This window comes from Kineosporia succinea, assembly GCF_030811555.1.
Taxonomy (GTDB): Bacteria; Actinomycetota; Actinomycetes; order Actinomycetales; family Kineosporiaceae; genus Kineosporia; species Kineosporia succinea.
Genome location: NZ_JAUSQZ010000001.1, coordinates 2,536,524 through 2,556,253, shown reverse-complemented (window position 1 = coordinate 2,556,253; position 19,730 = coordinate 2,536,524). Strand labels below are relative to the sequence as shown.

The window sequence follows — 19,730 nt, the reverse complement described above, 5'->3', positions numbered from 1 at the left end:
GCAGGCAGAAGGGCCGGCACCCCCTCACGGGATGCCGGCCCTTCGCCGTTGTCAGATCAGGTGTTTCTGGCCAGGGACGATGCCCTCAGATTCACTTGACGGTGACGGAGATGGTCTTCTGACCCTGGTTGGTGCCCGGGGCCTTGAAGGTCACCTTGACGGTCTTCTTGCCCTTGGGCAGGGTGACCGTCGCGCTGCCGACGCCGGCGGCGTTGGACGTGATCTTCTTCAGGACCTTGGTGCCGTTGTAGAAGGTCAGGGTCGCCTTCACGTTGGGGTCACCGTTGGCCGAGAGCTTGACCTTGCCCTTGCCCAGCGCCTTGGCGGTCAGGCTGACCTTCGAGGAGACCTGCGTGGCCTTCGAACCGCTGCTCTGGCCGTTCGACTTCGCGAGGAAGAAGGTCGACTTCGTGATGCGGTCGGTCAGGCTGTAGCTACCCGCGGCGTTGGTCTTCACCGAGTCGAGCAGCGTGTACGCACGCTCGCCGGCCGCCTTGGAGTAGATGTCGACCGAGGTGCTCGGCAGGAACTTGCCCGAGATCTTCGTGTTGGCGCCGCTGCCACCCGCGGTGACCTTGCCGGTCACGGCGATGGTCAGGTCGGTCTTGGCGATCGAGATCGAGCCGGTGGCCGTCTTCTTGCCGTCGGCCAGGGTGATGCCGGCCGTCTTGTAGGCGGCGTCCGCCGTCAGCGCGGTGGGGTTGTCCAGCGTGGCCGTCAGGTCGACGTCGCCGCTGGAGTTCGAGCCACTGACGTAGGTGGTGCTGAAGACACCGGCGGCGTTGGTCCGCGGGCTGGAGTTGCCGAGAGCACCCACACCGGCGGCGCTCTGGGTCAGGTTGACGAAGGCCTCGGGAACCGCGTTGCCGAAGATGTCGGTGACCTTGCCGGTGACGATCAGGGTCGAGCCCGGCGCGCCGGACACGTCGTTGATCGTGACGTTGTAGGCCTGAGCGGTAGCCGCGTCCTTCACCGTGACGGTGGAGGTGACCGTGGTGGAGCCGGAGGTCGCGGTGACCTTCTGCTCGCCGGCCTTGGTGAAGAAGACGTACCCGCCGCTGACGACGCCGGAGGCGTCGGAGACGAGGGTGATCGAGTCCTTCAGCGGGTGCGTGGCGTCCGGGGTGCCGGAGGTCGCGAACCACACGCCCTCGCCACCGGTGAACGTGACGCTCTTGTAGGCGAGAGCGGCGTTGTCCGCACCGAGCACGGTGCCGGCCAGCTGACCGGCCGTGTTACCGAAGGCGCTGATCTGGGTCGCGTCCGGGGCCGTGTTGTCCTGCAGCAGCAGGTCCTTCGCGGCGTCGGCCGGGGCCGTCAGGTTGATCTTCGAGGCGGCAGCGGTGCTGGCCCACTGGATCTGCTCGCCGGTCGTCGACACACCGTTGTAGGTGAGCGTGAACGGCGTGGTGTCACCGGCGGTCGCGGCGGTGGCCGGCTTGTAGTCGTACGAGAAGGTGCCCGTGTTCGAGACCGGGGCGTAGTACGGGCCGCCGGTGATCGTGACGGTGACCTGCTGCGTGGTGCTCGAGCTGGGCACGAACGCCCCGCCGAACTGGTCCACCAGCTTGCCCTTGAGCGCGACGCTGGCAGCGCCGACGGCCGGGGTGAGCTCGGCCGAGGTGCTCGTGGTCACGACCTTGTCGATCGTGGCCGCGGCGTAGGTGGTGGTGATGCTGCCCGACTGGCTGTTCGACGCAGCCGACACGTCGTAGGCGAACCCGGCGGTCGTGTCGCTGGAGGTCACCTTGAGGGTGGCCACACCGGCGGCGTTGGTGGTCGCGGTGTAGACCTTGGTGGTGCCCGCGGTGTTGACGGCCACACCGTCGGCCGACAGCTTGGCGACGTTCGCGTCGCTACCGCTCAGCGTGAAGGTGATCTTGGCACCGGCGACCGGCTTGGCCGGAACGCTGTTGTCCACCGCCGTGGCGGTGTACTCCACCGAGGAGGTGCCGGTCTTGACCGTGGCCGTGCTGCCGGAGCCGATGACCGAGCCCTCGACCTTGGTGACGGCCGGGGTCAGCGCCGCGACGCTGTTCGAGGTGACCGTGACGGCCTTCGAACCGGTGGTCGGGTAGGCGGCCGGGTTCGCCGGGGTGGCGCTCTGCAGCAGACCCTTGAGCGTGACCGTGCCGGCCGCGTTCGGGGTGCCCACCGAGTAGGAGAGCTTGCCGCTCGCCACGGTCGGGTGCTGGTTGGACATCGCACCGACGCCCGCGCCCGCCGTCACGTCGATCCAGGTCAGACCGGCGAGCTGGTTGATCAGGCTGTTCTCGGCCACGCTGCCGCGGGCGTCGGACAGCGAAAGGCTCTTGCTGAAGCCGACCTCGGCGGAGATGGCGTCGCCCGCGCCGACCGGGGAGGTCGTCGTGAAGGTCGGGTTGACGTCGTCGCCCGTGGCGACGGTCGCGCCGTTGGTGTCGTAGACGTTCAGCGTCACGAGCGAGGTGCTGCGCTCGTCGGCCGAGTCGAAGACGTTGTTGGCGTTGGTGTCCTGGAAGATGCGGAACTTGTAGGTGCCGGGGACGGTACCCGTCACGTACACGTAGTCGCTGTTGGCCAGCGTGCCGGTCGAGGAGTAGCCGTTGGTGTTGACCGAGCCGTTGGTGGCGGTGCTGATCGTCTCGTTGACCGGCGTGGCGCCATCGGCCAGGCCCGTCTTCGTGATGGTGATCTGCGCGTAGTTGGTGCCCGCAAGGGTCCCGCCGAAGGTGATCCGGAACGGCGAAACCGAGGTGCCCGAGCCGGTCACGGTGATGCCCGTGTTGCCCGCCCACTCGGTGCGCAGCGCGGCCTGCAGGTCAGCGGCCGTGTAGCCGAGGATCGGGTCGGTCGTCGTGCTACCGAGGTTCACCACGTAGCTGCCGGTGTCCGGCGTGGCGTCGAAGTACAGCTCCTGCACCTCGGCGGTGCGCACGTCACCGACGTTGGTGAAGCCGTTGGCCGTGGCGGCGCCGTTGGCGGCGACCTTCTCGTAGGAGAGGCGACCACCGTCGGGGGCGTCCGTGACGGCCAGCACGGTGTTGGCCACGGAGCTTTCGCCGACCTTCAGCGCGTAAGCAGCGTTGGCGGTCTCAGTCGCCGAGGTGCCGAAGTTACCGACCGCGATCGAGCTCGCGCCGCTGTTCAGCGCGATCTCCGTCGCGGCGAAAGCCGGCGCGGCGAAGATGCCCACGCCACCCGTGCAGAGCGCCGTCACGCCCAACGCGGCGATCGGAAGCCGCACCTTCTTGCCTTGGAGCTTCATTCAGCGAGTTCCTTCCTCTGCGACCCCACCCCAGTGGAGACCGCGTTTTGACCCGTGACCCCGAGTACCCGTCCAACCACCCGCGACGTGAGTCGCGGCGGATCGGCAGGCTCCGAGCACTACAGATGACACGGGTCGATGTCTGCGACCCGCCACGTACTGTAGCCACATGACTACTCAGAGGTAAGGCTTGGGACTGTCTCGGCGAGTCGCCCGCACCGGTAGAGGCCAGACGCATCACGAGTAACGCCGAGTAAGCGGCTTTTACGGCCCCAGCTCGATCAAAAGGGGACAGAGTGGATCACTCGCCCTGGCTACAGCCAGGATGACGCAGTGTAAACCTGTCAAGATCCGAATGAGCGCGTCGTCGTGAACAAACAGCGAAAGGCCGGCACCCCCGAAGGGAGTGCCGGCCTTTCGCCGGTTCAGGTCAGATCAGGTGGGCGACGGGCTCACTTGACCGTGATCTTGAGTGTTTTGCTCTGTGCCGCACCGACTCCCGGCGCCTTGTAGACCACGTAGACCGAGCGTCCGCCCTTGGGGAGCGGCACGATCGTCTTGCCCGAACCGAAGTCGCTGGCCGTGATCTTCTTGAGCAGCGGGTCGGTACCGGCGATGGAGCGGTAGAAGGACAGCGTGCCCTTCACGTTCGGGTCGCCGTTGGCGAAGAGCTCGACCTTGCCCTTGCCCAGCGCCTTCGCGGTCAGGATGACGTCGGCCCAGAGCTGGGTCTCGGTCGACGGGCTGCTCAAACCGTTGGCCTTGGCGATGAATCGGGTCGACTTGTTGATCTGGACCTCCGCACCCCACTCGCCCTCGTCGTCCGTCTTCACGGAATCCGTCCACTGGTAGGCCAGTTCACCGGAGGCCTTGGCGTAGATGTCAACGGTGGAGTTCGGCGTGAAGGTGCCGGACAGCTTGGCCGACGCCCCCTTCGGACCCGAGACCAGCTTGCCGCTCGAGCTGAGCGTGAGTTCGGCCCGCGCCACCGCGATCGTGCTCTCGACCTTGTCAACGCCGTCCTTCAGCGTGACGCCCGCCGTCTTCCACGCCGCGTTGGGCGTGAGAGTGGCTGCATTGTTGGTGATCTCGGCGGTCACGTCCACATCGCCCTTGGCGTTCGAACCGCTGACGAACGTGGTGCTGAAGACACCGGCGGCGTTCGTCGTCAGGTTCGTGGCGGCGAGCGACCCGATCGTGGTCGGCTCCTGGCTCAAGGTGACGGTCGCATTCTGAACCGCGTTGCCGAAGACGTCGGTCACCTTGCCCGACACGATGAGCGTCGAGCCCGGGTCGCCCGAGGCGTCGGCCATCTCGACGTTCCAGCCGGCTGTCGCCACCGGCGCGCTGACCGTGACGGTCGACGTGGCCGTGGCCGAGCCCGACGTGGCGGTGACCTTGTGCTCGCCGGCCTTGGTGAAGAACACATAGGCACCGGTCAGGGCACCCGAACCGTTGGCCACGGTGTCGAGGCTCTCGACCAGCGGGCTGTCAGCGTCCGGGGTCGCCGACTTGGAGAACCAGACCCCTTCGCCACCGGTCAGTTTCACACCCTTGAACGCCAGGCCGGCGTTGGAGGCGTCGAGAACCGTGCCGGCGATCGCCAGGCCGTTGTTCGCCGGCGAGGCGCTCGTCTGCAGCGTCTGGCCCGTGGCCTTGTCGGCGGGCGTGGTGAGCGTGATGCTCGCAGCAGCGGCCGAGCTCGCCCAGTTGATGACGGCATTGACGGTCTTGGCGCCATAGGTGAACGTCAGCGTCTGGGGAGTGCCCGCGGTCGGCGGGGTCGTCGGCGTGTAGGTGTAGCTGAACGTCCCGTCGGTGACCGGCGTGTTCGCCGTGGCGGCGCCACTCACGGCGACCTGAAGGCTGTCGTTGCCCGACGGCTTGTAGTCGGCCCCGAACTGGTCGACCAGCTTGCCCTTGACCGTCACCGACGCGGTGCCGACCGTCGGGGTGAGGTCGGCCGAGGAGCTGGTGATCTTCACGGCGTCGATTGCGGCCGCCGCGTAGGTGGTCGTCAGCGAGACCGCGTTGCCGGCCCCTCCCGAGGCCTGACCGTTCGAGCTCGCCGCCACCGTGTAGGTGCTGGGCGTTGCGGCGTTGTCGGTCAGCGTGATGGTCGCGACACCGCTGGCATCGGTCGTGGCGGAGTAGATCCGGTTCGCCGCGTCCACCGTCGTGCCGCTGGTGGTCACGTTGGCCGCATCCGCACCGGCGACCGTGAAGTACACGTTCTTGTTGGCGATGTCGGTCGCCGTACCCGAGTTGGCGACGGTGGCCTTGTAGGTGATGGCCTTCGTGCCGGCCTTCACACTCACTGTCCCCGCGCCGTTGACCACGGCGCCGGTCACTGCCGTGGCCTCGAGCTTCGGGATGGAGGTGACCCCGGTGGACGCGACCGTGGTGGTGGCCGTGGTACCTACCGCACCAGCGGGAAGGGCGTCCGGCGTGCCGTCTCCGTCGCGGTCGAAAGTAGCCGTGGCAGTGACGGTCCCGGCCGCGTTGGTGCCATTGACCGCCGTCGTGCGGCTGCTCTTGCCGTCCTTCCAGGTGCCGACCGTAGGCGTGTTGGCCCCGGCGCCCAGCCCCGCACCCGCGAGGCCGATACCCACCAGCTTGTTCAGCTGGCTACCGAGAACGCCTGCCCCGTCGCTGGTGCCTCGGGAGTCCGTCAGGGTCCAGGCCGACAGATCGGCCGTGGCGGTGATCGGGTCGCCGACACCGACCGAAGCCTTGTTGGTCGTGACCGTCGGCGCGACGTCGTCGGTGTTGCCGGCCGACTGCGTGGTCGCGTCCTTCACGGTGAGAGTGATGGTCGGGGAGGTGTTGTCGTCGTCCGTGCCCGCCTGCGCACCGCTGTCCAGGAAATGCATCTTGTAGGTACCCGGCTGCTGCGCGGTGAAGAAGATGTTGTCGGCATTCGCACCGCTGGTGAGCGGCAGCGACGCGGTCGTCCGGTCGGCCTCCGTCGCTCCCAGGGCATTGATCCGCGACCAGGGGCCGTTGTCGGCGCCACTGGCCGGAACCGGCCCCAGGCCGAGCGTTCCGCCGGTCACCCGGGTCCCGTAATAGACATAGGCGTCCGCCGGCGTCGCTCCCCCGGAGGGCGTGAAGCTCTCGACGACCACCTTGAGCGAGGTGAGTCCGGTGCTGGTCACGCGGGTGGCGTAGGTGGCGTTGGAGAGGGGCGCAGGAATGTTGAAGGAGCTGGCCGCCCCCTGGGTGACCGCTGCGTCGCCGTAGTTCGCAGTCGTCACCGACGTCGTGCCCGGGCTGAGCGTGATCGACACGGCCGCCTGGGCCGCAGACGCGAAGATACCGAGCCCGGAGGAGCAGAGGGCGGTCACACCAAGCGCGGCGATCGGGATCCGCGCCTTTTTGCTCTGAAGATTCATCTAGCGAGTTCCTTCCTCTGCGACCCCGTCATCGGCGGGGACGCTTCCAGACCCGTGGCTGCGAGAGGACCACTGGAATCAGACACGGATCGACGACTGCGACCCACCGCAGAATGTAGGGGAAGGATTACTCAGAGACATGACTATGGGCCTGTCGCGACGTGTCGCCCGCATCAGCGAACGTCGGACGCATCACGAATAACAGCAGAGAATCAGGCCATTTACTTTCAGTAGGCACTAACCCCGGAAAGCCTCACAGTACGCAGGCGTAGGTGGCTCCAACCTGCGCAAACGCGTCCAGCCCCCTGGCCGCAGAACCACACAGCGCCGTCGCAAGAAAGATCGAGAACTTGCGCGCGTACCAGGTTTCTCTTGATCTCGGCGTCATTTGACGGCAACCCGGGCCACCCGATCGGGCGCGCTCGTGGTCACCCGGAAAGCGCAGCTGCCGGAGATCGGGACGAACGCTCGACGAGGCCATCCGGCTGAATGGATCATTACCACCTGGTCACCTAAAACAAATGGGGGACGTGGTGGTCGCCGAGACCACCACGTCCCCCATTTGCTGGAATCACTTTCTAGAACGGTTGAAGTGTCAGCGTGACGCTTTTCGGAGCCGGGTCGGTGACGAACGAGGCCTGCTCGCAGACGTCGTCGAAGGCGAAACCGTACGCCCGCCCGTCTACCGTGTGCTCGTGCAGGATCCGCGCGTAGTGATTCGTGCGGGTGGGCCGGTAGTAGAGCTTGGCGTTCTTGACCGGCTGCCGGACCCGTTCCAGCACACCGCGGTTCAGGCCGGCCGCGAGCACCGCCGCGATCGGGCCGCCGACACCGTCGTTCGGGGCCGCCAGCTTGCCGTCACAGAAGAGCACGTCACGGGTCGAGGGCTTGGCGAAAGAGGCCTTCACCGCACCGTTCTGGCGGAACACGAACTTTCCGGACTCGACCCTGCCCAGGTAGGTCTGGTTGTTCGCGACCACCGTGAGCGTTTTCGAGCCGTACTGCTTCCAGCGCGCGTCGACGTACGGGTCGAGGTAGGAGTCGGAGAACAGGCCGCGGTCGAGTGCGTGGCTCGGCGCGATCACCCGCAGATTGCCGATCGCCAGCTTCTTGAATCCGGGCTGTTTGCGCATCTGGGCGAAAACACGCGCGCGGGCGCCCTTCTCGAACCGTCCGGTGGTCTGCTTCCGGGCTCCGGAAAGCGTGATGTACATGGGCAGAGCGAACATGTCGACGGCCGTGGTGTTGGTGTGGAAACCCGAGCCGTCGTGCGTGAACTCCATGAAGTCGTGCAGGATCTTGTACGACGGGTCGGTGCGCACCCAGCCGGCCGGGTACTGGATCGCGTTGTCGCCGACCACCTTGAACTTCAGCGGCTGCCCCATCGAGATGTAGATACGTCCCGAGATCTGGCCCAGCGGAAGGCTCTTGAGCTTGCTCAGCCGGATACCGTAGTTCGCATAACCACCGGAACCGTTGTCCGCGACCGACGCCGCCACGAAGTTGCCGTCGGCCTTCACGTGCCCCATCCGGCCCGACGAGAGTTCCGTGCCCACGATGTGCACGAAGACCTTGTCGTTGCTCCAGCGGCCGGTGCTGTTCACGATCGTGAGCGGCAGCTTGTTCGCGGCGTGCCCGAACTGGGGCACCGCGAGCACGCCGGCGGCCCCGAGGGTTCCACCGCCCAGGGCTCCGAGGAACAGATTGCGTCGGCTGAGCTTGAACATGGCGCCTTTCACAGGAGAAGAGCCCGGCGGCCGGTCGGAACCGCCGGGCCCGGATCGAGAAGGATCAGAACGGCTGGAGCGTCAGGGTGACGTTCTTGGGCGCGTTGTCCTGGATGTACGACGCCTGCTCGCACACGTCGTCGTAGGCGAACCCGTAGGCCTTGCCGTCGACCGTGTTCTCGTGCAGCACACGCGAGTAGTGGTTGGCGATGCTTCCCGGGTAGAACTTCGACGGGTCGGTGATCGGCTGCTTCGTCTCGAACAGCACACCCCGGTTCAGGCCGGCCGCGAGGATGGCCGCGATCGGACCGCTCACGCCGTCGTTCGGGGAGACCAGGGCGCCGTTGCAGAAGAAGACGTCCTTGGTCGTCGGCTTCGCGAAAGATGCCTTGATCGCGCCGTTCTGCCGGAAGACGAACTTCGAGCCCTCGATCTTGCCGGTGTACTGCTGCTGGTTGGCCGTCATCGTCATGGTCTGCGAGCTGTACTGCGACCAGCGGGCGTTGATGTTGCCGTCGAGATAGGTGCTCGAGAACAGCCCGGCGTCGATACCGTGACCGGGCGCAATCACCCGCAGGTTGCCCTGCACCAGCTTCTCGAAACCGCTCTGCTTGCGCAGTGCTTCGAAGATCTTGGCCCGGGCGCCGTCCTTGTACCGGGCGATCGACTGGGTCTTCGAGCCGGCCAGCGTGATGTACATCGGCAGGCCGAACATGTCGACCATCGTGGTGTTGCAGTACATGCCGCTGTCGTTGTTCGTGAACTCCATGAAGTCGTGCACGATGTTGTACGACGGGTCGCTCGTCACCCAGCCGGCCGGGTACTGCAGGCCGATGCCGCTGCCGGTGCCGACCACCTTGAACTTCAGCTGCTCACCGATCGAGATGTAGACGCGTCCCGAGAGCGTGGCCAGGGGAAGCGTGTTCAGCTCGCTCAGGCGGATGCCATAGCTGGTGTAACCGTTGGAACCGTTGTCGGACAGGGCGATCTCGGCGAAGTTGCCGTCTTTCTTGATGTGCCCCATCTTGCCGGTGGACAGGTGAGTACCCACGGCGTGCACCCAGATCTGGTCGCTGCTCTTGCCCGTGTTGTTCACGATCTTGAGCGGCAGGCCCTGGGCGGCGTGCACCATCTGCGGGATCGCGGTGAGGCCGACGGCACCGAGGATGCCACCGCCGATGGCTCCACGAATCAGGTTGCGGCGAGTCAGGTTCGGCATGTCAGACGCTCCTCAGCGGGTGAAGGTGAACGAGTCGAGGTCGGCGAACTCCTGGTCGCTGCCCGACGTGAAGGTCAGGTACACGTCGTGCGTGCCGGTCGTCTTCGCCAGTTCGCCCGGAATGTTCTTGAACGTCTCCCAGCCACCGGTGTTCGCCACGGCGACCTGGGCCACCGGGTCGGCGGTGGCACTGTCGAGACGCACCTGGATCAGGCCACTGACACCCTCGTTCGCGCCCGAGGCCGCCTTGGCCACGAAGGTGTGCGCGTCACCGTCGCCGAAGTTCACGCTCCTGTAGACCGCCGAGTCGCCGTTCGCGAGGTTGCCCAGCTTGCTGCCGCCGCCGGAAGCCGCTGCCTTGACACCGCTCTCGCTGTCGAAGCTCTCCGCCTCGATGGTGCCGAGGGCGTCCCGGTCGCCGATGGGGGACGCGTCGGTGCCGTCACCTTCATCGTCACCCTGGTCGTCGGCCGGGGTGGTGGGAGCGGCCGGGCTCGTCGTGGTCTCGACCGGCTCGGCGGTCTCGACGGGATCGGTGGTCTCCCCGTCGTCCTCACTCGTGCCCTTCTGGAGGACCTTGACGTAGTCGACGACCATCGGCTTGCCCGACGCGGTGGCCTCGGTCGGGCTGCCCGGCCAGCCGCCGCCGACGGCGACATTGAGGATCAGGAAGAAGCCGTGGTCGGTGGCGTTCTTCCAGACGTCCGCGCCGACCTGCGACTCCTTGACCGAGTGGAACTGCTCGCCGTCGACGTACCAGCGCAGTTCCTCGTCGGACGAGCTGCGGTCGAGCTCCACCGCATAGGTGTGGAAGCCCTTCTGCAGAGTCGTGCCGAAACCGCTCTTGCTGTTGCCCAGGCCGGTCGACTCGTTGCAGACGCCGCCCGGATTGGTGCCGCAGTGCAGGGTGCCGTGAACGGTGTTCTCGCCGTTCACGTTCTCCATCACGTCGACCTCGCCGATGCCCGGCCAGTTCGTGTAGGTGCCGCGGAACGGCTCACCCAGCGACCAGAACGCCGGCCAGATGCCCTGCGCCTCAGCACCACTCACGTCGGGCAGCTGGATGCGGCTCTCGAAGCGCACGACACCGCCCTCGGCGGCGGCGAAGTCGGTGCGCTGGGTCTCGATGCGGGCCGAGGTCCAGTTGCCCGAGGAGTCACGGATCGGCGTGATGTTCAGGTTGCCGTTGCCGTCGAGGCTGACGTTCTCGGTCTTGTCGGTGTGGGCCGCGATCTCACCGGTGCCCCAGTTGGCGGCGCCGCCCGGGTAGCTGTGGCCGATGTCGAAGATCCAGTTGTCGGACGAGGGTGAGGTCTTGGCCGCCCCCTCGAAGTCGTCCGACCAGACCGTGGTGAATCCGTCGTCGGCCGTCGAAGCGGGGGCGCTGTGCCCCGGTACGGCGACGGCGACAGCCGCCACGACCGCTGCTGCGACCGCGCCGGACGCTACGACCGCCGCCCGGCGGGTACGCGAAAGACGTTGCTGTGACATGAGTTCTGGTGATCCTCTTCAGGGCAGGTCACGTGGTGGGCAAGGTGGTGCCGGCGCCCGGCCCGGGTCAGGGGCGGGCCGGGCGCTCGTCTTGGCCTGGTTCTGCTCCAGGCCGTTCGGCGTTACTTCAGGCCGTTGGAGACGGCCTTGGTGAGCTCGGCGTCATCGGTGTCACCGGAGAGGTCCCAGAAGAACGAGCCGCCGAGGCTCTGCTCCTTGGCCCAGGCCGTCTTTCCGGCAATGGTCTCCGGGGTGTCGTAGCTCCACCACTGGTCACCGCAGTGCGCGTAGGCGGTGCCGGCGACCTCACCGGTGGCCGGGCACTTGTCCTTGAGCACCTTGTAGTCTTCGATGCCGGCCTCGTAGGTGCCGGGAGCGGCGCCGGTGGCCGTGCCGCCGGGCTCGTCCTGTGTGACGCCGGTCCAGCCGCGGCCGTAGAAACCGATGCCCAGCAGCAGCTTCTCGGCCGGGATGTCCAGGCTCTTCAGCTTGGCGATCGCGGTCTCGGTGTCGAAGCCCGGGTTCGGCGCCCCGTCGAAGTCGGTCAGCGGCGAGTGCGGCGCGGTCGGGCCCTGGGCGTTGAAGGCGCCGTAGAAGTCGTAGGTCATCGGCATGTACCAGTCGACGTACTGCGCGGCACCGGCGTAGTCGGCGGCCTCGATCTTGCCGCCCTCGGTGCCGTCGGCGGTGATCGCCGAGGTGACCAGGTCGTCGCCGAACTCGGTGCGCACGGCGGAGAGCAGCTCACGGTAGGCGTCGAAGCCGCTCGTGTCCTCGCTCAGGCCAGTGGCGTTCGGGTACTCCCAGTCGATGTCGATGCCGTCGAAAACATCGGCCCAGCGCTCGTCCTCGACCAGGTCGTGGCACGACGCGGCGAAGGCGGCCGGGTCCTTGGACGCTTCGCCGAAACCACCCGACCAGGTCCAGCCGCCGAACGACCAGAGCACCTTCAGCTGGGGGTGCTTCTCCTTGAGCTGGCGCAGCTGGTTGATGTTGCCGGCCACCTCCTGGTCCCAGGTGTCGGCCTCGCCGCTGACGGATTGCTCGGCGGTGAAGGTCTTTTCGTGATCGGCGTAGGAGTCACCGACGGCGCACTTGCCGTTGGTGACGTTGCCGAAGGCATAGACGATGTGCGTGAGTTCGTCGGCGGCGCCGCTGGTGTCCAGATCCTTGACCTGGAAGTCGCGCTGGTAGGTGCTCCAGTCGGTGTAGTACCCGACGACGCGGTTCTCAGCGGCTTCGGCGGTCGGCTCGTCGGCGGTGGATTCAGGGTTCACCGCGTTCGCGCCGAGCGGGGACAGGGTGGCGGTCAGGGCGATCGCCGCGGCAGATGCTGCCAGTCCTCCGAGGAGGAACCTCTTGTGCTTCATGGCATTCCCTTCAGGGTGGGAGGCGCCAGGACGTTTGTGAAGATGCCTTACATACCGTGCTGTTCTGGAAACGTAGCAGCCCAGAACGGGGCTCCGACACCTGAGGAAGGCCGTTTAGGAATCATTTAGGTGGCCCCAAAGAGGCCCATACCTGTGAGAACTGAACTGCCCCCGGGAGCAGGCTCCCGGGGGCAGTGGTGTAGTGCGGTTGTTCAGAGGGTGTAGCGGTCGACCCCGAAGTTGTCTTCGTCGAGCACGATGCCGCCGGCCGCCTCGACCAGGGCCCGCGTGGTGCGGGCCATCACCGGCCCCACCCGCGAGCGGCTGGCCCTGAACGCCTCCGGCGGGTAGCGCTTCTCCCGGTCTTCCGGGTTGGGCGGCATCCAGCGCACCTCATAGGTGACGAGTTCCTCGTTGGCCCAGGGCTGGCCCAGCACCGTGGGGTCGTCGGCGTCGGTGAGATGCACCTGGATCTCGACCACACCGTCCCAGCCGAAATCACCGACGATGGCGAAGCCGTCGATGATGTCGTCTTCCTCGAGCATCTTGCGGTCGCGGGCGTCGGCGCGGGCGTGCAGTGTCTGCAGGTCGTGCGAGCTGAGCGGGCTACGGCCGATGTCGGCGATCAGGATCTCGCCGGTGTACGCGGCGTCGGGCGGACCGGCCCAGTCCTCCCCCTCGACGGCCAGCACGGCACCGGGCATCTCGCGATTGACGATGCCGAGCAGCACGTCGGGCTCGAGCCAGGTCTTGGAGTGCACGATGTAGTCGACCGCGCGCTCCGGGTCGGGCTGGATCAGCTGCAGTGTGCCCGCCACCCGCACCGCGCCGCCGATGCGGCGGGCGAGGCTCACCAGCAGTTGCAGCGCGCGGCCCTCGTCGCGCCAGGGCAGGCCCTCGGGGAACGCGTAGGCGAACCCGTCGCGGTCGTCGACTCCCGGCAGCGGTGGGTCTTCACGCTCGACCGGGGCCTCGAGGCAGTAACAGACGGTCCAGGGCATGGGGACGCCCGCATCGACCGCGTCTTCCATCGACAGTTGGTAGGGGCCCGTGATGCGGCTGTGCCGCCCGAGCTGGACCTCGCCGGTGTCGTAGAGGTTGCTGTTCGGCAGACGGTCGCGCACGAGGGTGTCGACCACCTCCATGTCGACCGTGGTCGGGCAGAGCAGCAGGTGCCTGGCCGCCAGATCCACGACAGAGATGCCGTCTTCGACCTCGGGCACCGGCTCGGGCGCCTTTTCACGTTTCTTGCGGCCCGCCACGAGCTGTTCCTCCCGTCGATAAACCTCAGATCATCGTACGGTGAAACGAGAGGTACGAACGGCTCGGCGTGGGGCCGCGCTGGCCCTGGTAACGGGAGCCGTACCGCTCACTGCCGTAGGCGTGCTCGGCCGCGCTGGTCAGACGGAAGAAGCAGAGCTGGCCGATCTTCATGCCGGCCCAGATCTTGATCGGCAGGGTCGCCACGTTGGACAGCTCCAGCGTCACGTGGCCGCTGAATCCCGGATCGATGAAGCCGGCCGTGGAGTGCGTCAGCAGGCCCAGACGTCCCAGTGACGACTTGCCCTCGAGCCGCGCCGCCACGTCGTCGGGCAGCGTGACCGCCTCGTAGGTGGAGGCCAGCACGAACTCGCCCGGGTGCAGCACGAACGCCTCGTCCTGGGGCACCTCGAACAGGTGCGTGAGCTCGGGCTGCTCCTGCGACGGGTCGATGACCGGGTACTTGTGGTTGTCGAAGAGCCGGAAGAACCGGTCGATGCGCACGTCGATGCTCGACGGCTGGATCATCGACTCCTCGAAGGGGTCGATCTGCACCCGTCCCTTGTCGATCTCGGCCCGGATGTCGCGGTCGCTGAGCAGCACCGGAACAAGGTAGCAACCGTTACCCGGCCGGAGGTCCACCACGGGTCGCCGAGACTTTGATAGTGTGTGCGAGCCCGGTCGAAGACGGGGCAATGCGGGTGTAGTTCAATGGTAGAACATCAGCTTCCCAAGCTGACAGTGCGAGTTCGATTCTCGTCACCCGCTCCATCACAAAGCGCCAGGTCAAAGGCTAGATGCCTCTGCCTGGCGCTTCGTCGTTTCCGGGCCCAGAAGCCGCCCGTGCCATTGGCTCGCTGGGGGTGGCCGCCTCGGCACCCTCTTACCCGCCCCGCTGACCGGTCATGTGACCGGCCGGCTTCACCAACTCAGCTCTGATCGCGACAGGGATCGTCGCATCAGCCTTGGCAGTCGCGTGCTGGCAGATCATGGCGGTACGAGGCCGGCAGGCCCGATCCGCGCCATGAGATCCCGTAACTCCCTATCCAGCCCCGGTTACGGCCCGGGCTCGACGTCGGCCCCGGTCGGCCCGCTGCGGACGGGCGCGACCGGCTGCCGAGCCACGTCAGCGCCCGGCACAGGCGATCAGATGTCGGCGAGAGCCTCGCCGAAGAGACGTCCCGCGAGTTCCACGCAGCGCCTCCGGGCCGGCGAGAAGTCGTACGGCATCTTGGTGATCGCCGCGGCCGCACTCATCCTTCTGCCCTCGTCCCCGGCCAGGTCGGCGTCATGGATCCCGAAGATCCTCTCCTCGGCCGCGTCAAGGCCAGCTTCCTCGATGGCCTCGTTCAGGGCCAATAGGTGAGCGCATCGCTGCCCGGCGAGCTCATCGACGCGCGGGTCGTCGGGATCGACACCGTCGTCGAGGGCGGCCTCGGCCGCCTCAAGACGGTCTTCCTCGGCTCGCAGGTCGGGGCGGGTGGCCAGCACGATGAACGTGCCGGCCTGGATGGCGGCACCCAACGGCCCGAAGATCCGTTCTGTGACCAGCAGGGCGTTCAGATCGGAAGGGCGCAGCGCGCCCGGGGGCAGATGTCCGAGCCGCTCCGCGACCACTTCGGAGAGCAGCCCCAGCGGGCTGCCCACCGCCTGCAGGCGCTGGACAACCGCGCGCCGACGTTGGATGGCGGCTTCCTGCGCCGCCATCGTTTCCTCCAGCCGGCCCAGGACCGACTCAATACCCCCGGCTTCGTCCGAGGTTTCCTCCCGGGCTTCGCCGAAGGCGACCCGCACGTCGTCCAGGCTGATGCCGGCCTCGGCCATCTTGCGGATCCACAGAAGGCGGATCATGTCGTCATGGCCGTAGCGGCGGCGGCCGTCCCCGCCGCGCTCGGGCTCGGGCAGCAGACCGATCTCGTGGTAGTGACGGATGGCGCGTGGGGTGATCCCGGCGAACGCAGCCGCGTCACCGATCCTGACCTGCCGGGCAGCCGTGGGGTAGAGGTTCATCGCAGACAGAGCCTTTCGTGCCGTGGTGCCCCGACCCCACCACATGCCGTTACGGCATGTGCAACAACCCCATCCAGGAGCCACCGAAACCCAGGCCGCTCCAGCATTCACGGCCCTGGTCCGAGACTCGCTCTCCGACCGGGGCCGCACGGTTCGCCGGCTTCCCCGCTCGTTCACCGGGCGCCCCGCGCCGGCGACACCCGGCCCCGGGGTCACGACTGATGGATCATCGCCTCAATTCCCCCGCGATTTGGCTTTCCATAAGCTACCTTTCACTCAAAACACAGTAAGCTCACAGAAGGAGCAAAACAGTCATGCGGCGATGGTCCCGGGCTGGAACCGGCGTGTTCACCGCCGCCGTGCTCGCGGTCCTGGGCGGAGCGGCACTCGTTCCGTCGACGGAGACCACCACAGTTGTTCCGGCGGCGAGGTTCTCGACCGTCGTCAAGGCGTCACCGGTCGATCGCATCGTGTCCGCGTCAGGAGCGCAGGGCGATTCCTTCGCGTTCCGGCCGGCCTCCGGCGACGAGCAGACGCCCTTCGGGTTCGTCTCCGTCGGCGGCAGCGTGCAGGCCCGGTCGCTGGGCGCCGCGTCCTCGACCGTGGCACCGGTGAGCACCGAAACCCCCGTTCCGGAGGGCCGGATCTCCGCGACTGCCACCACGTACAAGACGACGCTGCGGATCGACTCGGAGCAGCCGGAGGCCTGGCACGCGCTCTTCAACGTCTGGAACCAGGGCACCTGGACCTACCTGACGTCGAGAAATCCGCAAGGCTCGCTCAGCACGTCGGTGAACCTTCCGGCCGGCAAGTACTTCGTGTCCGCCATCTACGGCGGGTTCGGTGGCTCGAAGAGCTACCTGCTGACGAAGTCGTTCACCGTCTCCAACAAGGCGCAGACCGTGCATCTGTCCGAGAAGGCGACCAAGGAGGTGGCGATCAAGGTCGACGACGCCACCGCCAAGCTGCAGCAGAGCGCAGTCTGGCTCATGCTGCCCAATGACCACCTGGTCGGGTTCGCCGGAGGAAACGGGTCCCGCACCTACACGACCACGACCTCGGTGCCCGGAAGCACACTGCGCACGCACGCCGTTCTCGCCAAGGCCGGGGCCACCGCGTTCAAGCCCAGTCCCTACCGTTACGACCTGACGACGAGCTGGTCGCACCCCCGGCCCAGCTCGCTGACCAAGACCGTGAAAACGGCCTCGCTCGCCCGGACCACGCTTCAGGTCCGGGCCCAGGGCAGCACGACCGACGCGACCTACTGGACCGCCCCGCTGCTCGGCGAGAGCAGCGGCGTCGGGCTGGCGTCACGGCTGCGGGCACCGGCCACGGTCACCGAGTACGTCACTCCGGGCCTGACCATGTCCCGGTCCCTCGACTACGACAACGACCAGGTTTTCAACCTCCCGGACCGTTCGCTGCCGGCCGGGACGTCGGCGGGCGAGGTGGTGGGTGCGGGCCCCCTGAACCCGGCGCCCCCCAGCGCTGATCGGCCCGGGTCCAGCCGGAACGGCAACAAGCTGACCCTGCGCGAGACCGGGCCGTTCGACGATGCGGCCGGTCACCCCGACACCTCCACCGACGTGGTCTCGACCACGACGCTCAGCAGCGGGGGCAAACAGCTCGGCACCACCGAGCAGCCGTCCCTGTCGCTGACGGTGTCGCCGGTCGAGCAGACCTACCGGCTCGAGAACACCACGGTCCGCAACGGTCCGTGGTCGCAGCTGTCGAACGAGATCCGCAGCGAGTGGACCTTCGTGTCGAACCAGTCCTACGGCGTCCTCTCCCTCATCGACCTCGCGGTCACGGCCGGCGGTCTGGACCGGTACGGCCGGGCGGGTACGAGCCCGGTGACCGTGAGCGTCACGCCGTCGACCCGGGACACCGGGTCGGCGAGCACGGTCACCGCCGTCGACTGGTCGACCGACGACGGCGCCACCTGGAAGTCGCTACCGCTCAGCCCTTCCGGCCAGAAGGTCGAGACATCGTTCAGCGTCCCGGCCACCGCCGCGTTCGTCTCTCTCCGGCTCACCGCCGAGAACGACGAGGGGGTCACACTGACCCGGACCCTCAGCCACGCCCTGGCCGGCCCGGCCACCCCACGCGACCGGTCGACCGGCGGCACCAAGGTCTCCGCGGTCAAGGTCAACGGAGGCAAACCGCTGATCGTCGGGACTCCCTCGCCGGCGGAGATGGGCTCTTCCATCACCACCACGTTCACGGTGTCCAGCGCCGCCACGAGAGCGGGAGTCGTTCTGTGGCACGGCTCCCGGAAGAACCCGGACGCTGTACTGAGGTCCGACGCCACCTGCGCACCGTCGACCAGGTGCTCGGCCGAGGTCTACCTCTGGGATCTGCCGTACGACCTTCGCAGCAACGTTCTGGCCGGTAAGTGGCAGGCCGAGGTGTGGGCCTCGGCCTCCGACGGCACCGCTCTCGTCGACAACGGCAGCGCGGGGAGCCTGACGGTCGTCCGCGACACCCGGCTGACCGCGAAGGCCAGCCCTTCGACGGTTCAGAAGGGCAAGACGACCACGATCACCGGCGCACTCACCCGCGCCGACTGGGGCACGTGGTCGTTCAAGCCGTACGCATCCCGGACAGTGACGCTGCAGCAGATCAAGAACGGCAAGTGGACCGATGTGAAGAAGGTCAAGGCCGATACGAAGGGCAACGCGAAGGCGACCGTCAAGGTGACCGCCGCGGCGTCGTTCCGCTGGATCTTCACCGGTGACTCGGTTTCCGGCCGGGTCACGGGGCCGACCGCACGCGTCAAACTGAAGTAACCCGCACGTCACCAGAAGCGCCAGGTCATGGGCCCCGGGCCCGGACCTGGCGCTTCGTCGTTCCGGTCGGCGTCGCACCTACCGAGTGCAGGCCGGGATCGTCACCTCTAGCATCCGAGGATGAGCGCGCCGACCGGGATGCATCGCGGAGCCCGCATCGAAGACGCGGTGAAGGGCCGGATCGCGGTCGTTCTGCGCCGCTTCGGCTGGCTGCCGCTGGCTGTGCCCTACACCGGTTACGGATCCGCCCCCACGGAGAGGGAGGGCTGGGTACGCGTGCTGATGCGGGTCAAGCTCAGCTCACCGAACACCAGCGCCGAGGAGAGCGAGGGCAGCGGCGGCCGCTGGTGGCGCAAGTTCTTCACGGTCGGCCTGGCCGGTATCCCGGTGGTGGTGCGGGTCGGCAACCGGGTGCACGAGGTCAGCAGTGGACGCGGCGGTTACGTCGACGTGGTCCTGGAGAGTGATCTTCCGGCCGGGTGGCACGAGGTGCCGGTCGAGCTGGAGGGCCGTACCCCGACCGCGGAGCAGGTCCGGGTCGTCGGGCCGGACGAGCAGTTCGGGCTGATCAGCGACATCGACGACACCGTGATGGTCACGGCCCTGCCTCGTCCTCTGCTCGCGTTCTGGAACACCTTCGTGGTGAAGGAGACCAGCCGCCGCCCGGTGCCAGGCATGGCCCAGCTGTACGAGCGGGTGCGTGAACAGGAACCGGACGGCCTCGTGGTCTATCTCTCCACCGGCGCCTGGAACGTGGCCCGGGCCATCTCCCGGTTCCTCGACCGGCACAGCTACCCGCGCGGCCCGCTGCTGATGACCGACTGGGGGCCGACCGCCGAGGGCTGGTTCCGCTCCGGCACCAAGCACAAACACCGCGAGCTGCGTCGACTGGTCAGCGAGTTCCCGCAGCTGCGCTGGGTTCTGGCCGGCGATGACGGCCAGCACGACCCGCAGCTGTACGAGGAGCTGGCCGACGAGGTTCCCGACGCCTTGCGGATGGTGCTGATCCGGCAGCTCACCACGGTCGAGCAGGTGCTCACCCACGGTTCGCCGCTGCCGCCCGAGAACCAGGCCCTGCGGGCACCCAGCCCGGTGCCCTGGCTGCGCGGCCTCGACGGCATCGCACTGGCGGCTCAGCTCGACCCGGTGCCGCCGGCCTCCACCTGATCAGTGCCCCGGACACGGATCTACCTGTCGTAGGCGGTCTTCCGCACTGGTGCTT

At 67.4% G+C, this 19,730-nt stretch carries 11 protein-coding genes and 1 tRNA gene; 3 read left to right on the top strand and 9 right to left on the bottom strand.

The features are described 5' to 3' along the window. Window positions 1–91: 91 nt before the first annotated feature. The 8 genes from J2S57_RS11115 to dcd form a co-directional block, all read right to left on the bottom strand. A complete protein-coding gene (locus J2S57_RS11115) occupies window positions 92–3,247 on the bottom strand; it encodes a beta strand repeat-containing protein (protein WP_307241279.1) in 3,156 nt (1,051 codons plus the stop codon). Window positions 3,248–3,699: 452 nt separating this feature from the next. Next, window positions 3,700–6,642: a beta strand repeat-containing protein gene (locus J2S57_RS11110; protein WP_307241277.1), complete on the bottom strand. Its 2,943-nt coding sequence runs from the start codon at window positions 6,640–6,642 to the stop codon at window positions 3,700–3,702. Window positions 6,643–7,220: 578 nt separating this feature from the next. After that, window positions 7,221–8,369, bottom strand: coding sequence for a beta-1,3-glucanase family protein (locus J2S57_RS11105; protein ID WP_307241275.1), 1,149 nt, complete (start codon window positions 8,367–8,369; stop codon window positions 7,221–7,223). 64 nt (window positions 8,370–8,433) lie between these two features. Next, window positions 8,434–9,588: a beta-1,3-glucanase family protein gene (locus tag J2S57_RS11100; protein WP_307241273.1), complete on the bottom strand. Its 1,155-nt coding sequence runs from the start codon at window positions 9,586–9,588 to the stop codon at window positions 8,434–8,436. A gap of 12 nt (window positions 9,589–9,600) precedes the next feature. Beyond that, window positions 9,601–11,079 carry a carbohydrate-binding protein gene (locus tag J2S57_RS11095; RefSeq protein ID WP_307241270.1) on the bottom strand — a complete coding sequence of 493 codons (1,479 nt, stop codon included), beginning with the start codon at window positions 11,077–11,079 and terminating at the stop codon, window positions 9,601–9,603. A gap of 122 nt (window positions 11,080–11,201) precedes the next feature. Further along, the gene (locus J2S57_RS11090; protein WP_307241268.1) at window positions 11,202–12,449 is read right to left on the bottom strand and encodes a glycoside hydrolase family 18 protein; all 1,248 of its coding nucleotides are present in this window, start codon (window positions 12,447–12,449) and stop codon (window positions 11,202–11,204) included. 212 nt (window positions 12,450–12,661) lie between these two features. Next, a complete protein-coding gene (locus J2S57_RS11085; RefSeq protein ID WP_307241266.1) occupies window positions 12,662–13,711 on the bottom strand; it encodes a hypothetical protein in 1,050 nt (349 codons plus the stop codon). Window positions 13,712–13,736: 25 nt separating this feature from the next. Beyond that, window positions 13,737–14,312, bottom strand: a complete 576-nt coding sequence (gene dcd, locus J2S57_RS11080; RefSeq protein WP_307241264.1) for a dCTP deaminase — start codon at window positions 14,310–14,312, stop codon at window positions 13,737–13,739. Window positions 14,313–14,406: 94 nt separating this feature from the next. On the opposite strand from dcd, the gene J2S57_RS11075 reads away from it, so the two are divergent. Beyond that, a tRNA-Gly gene (locus J2S57_RS11075) sits at window positions 14,407–14,480 on the top strand. Window positions 14,481–14,855: 375 nt separating this feature from the next. Here the strand turns inward: J2S57_RS11075 and J2S57_RS11070 are convergent. Next, a complete protein-coding gene (locus J2S57_RS11070; protein ID WP_307241262.1) occupies window positions 14,856–15,719 on the bottom strand; it encodes a MerR family transcriptional regulator in 864 nt (287 codons plus the stop codon). Window positions 15,720–16,033: 314 nt separating this feature from the next. Here J2S57_RS11070 and J2S57_RS11065 point away from each other — a divergent pair, with 314 nt between their 5' ends. Together J2S57_RS11065 and J2S57_RS11060 are read left to right on the top strand one after the other, a co-directional pair. Then, the gene (locus J2S57_RS11065) at window positions 16,034–18,508 is read left to right on the top strand and encodes a hypothetical protein (RefSeq protein ID WP_307241260.1); all 2,475 of its coding nucleotides are present in this window, start codon (window positions 16,034–16,036) and stop codon (window positions 18,506–18,508) included. A gap of 120 nt (window positions 18,509–18,628) precedes the next feature. Beyond that, a complete protein-coding gene (locus J2S57_RS11060) occupies window positions 18,629–19,675 on the top strand; it encodes an App1 family protein phosphatidate phosphatase (RefSeq protein WP_307241258.1) in 1,047 nt (348 codons plus the stop codon). Window positions 19,676–19,730: the final 55 nt, after the last annotated feature.

Bases quoted from the DNA above. Each gene is read 5' to 3' on its own strand.
- J2S57_RS11105 (WP_307241275.1), bottom strand. From the start codon at position 8,369: ATGTTCAAGCTCAGCCGACGCAATCTGTTCCTCGGAGCCCTGGGCGGT.
- J2S57_RS11065 (WP_307241260.1), top strand. From the start codon at position 16,034: ATGCGGCGATGGTCCCGGGCTGGAACCGGCGTGTTCACCGCCGCCGTG.
- J2S57_RS11090 (WP_307241268.1), bottom strand. From the start codon at position 12,449: ATGAAGCACAAGAGGTTCCTCCTCGGAGGACTGGCAGCATCTGCCGCG.
- J2S57_RS11060 (WP_307241258.1), top strand. From the start codon at position 18,629: ATGAGCGCGCCGACCGGGATGCATCGCGGAGCCCGCATCGAAGACGCG.
- J2S57_RS11115 (WP_307241279.1), bottom strand. From the start codon at position 3,247: ATGAAGCTCCAAGGCAAGAAGGTGCGGCTTCCGATCGCCGCGTTGGGC.
- J2S57_RS11070 (WP_307241262.1), bottom strand. From the start codon at position 15,719: ATGAACCTCTACCCCACGGCTGCCCGGCAGGTCAGGATCGGTGACGCG.
- J2S57_RS11095 (WP_307241270.1), bottom strand. From the start codon at position 11,079: ATGTCACAGCAACGTCTTTCGCGTACCCGCCGGGCGGCGGTCGTAGCG.
- J2S57_RS11100 (WP_307241273.1), bottom strand. From the start codon at position 9,588: ATGCCGAACCTGACTCGCCGCAACCTGATTCGTGGAGCCATCGGCGGT.
- J2S57_RS11110 (WP_307241277.1), bottom strand. From the start codon at position 6,642: ATGAATCTTCAGAGCAAAAAGGCGCGGATCCCGATCGCCGCGCTTGGT.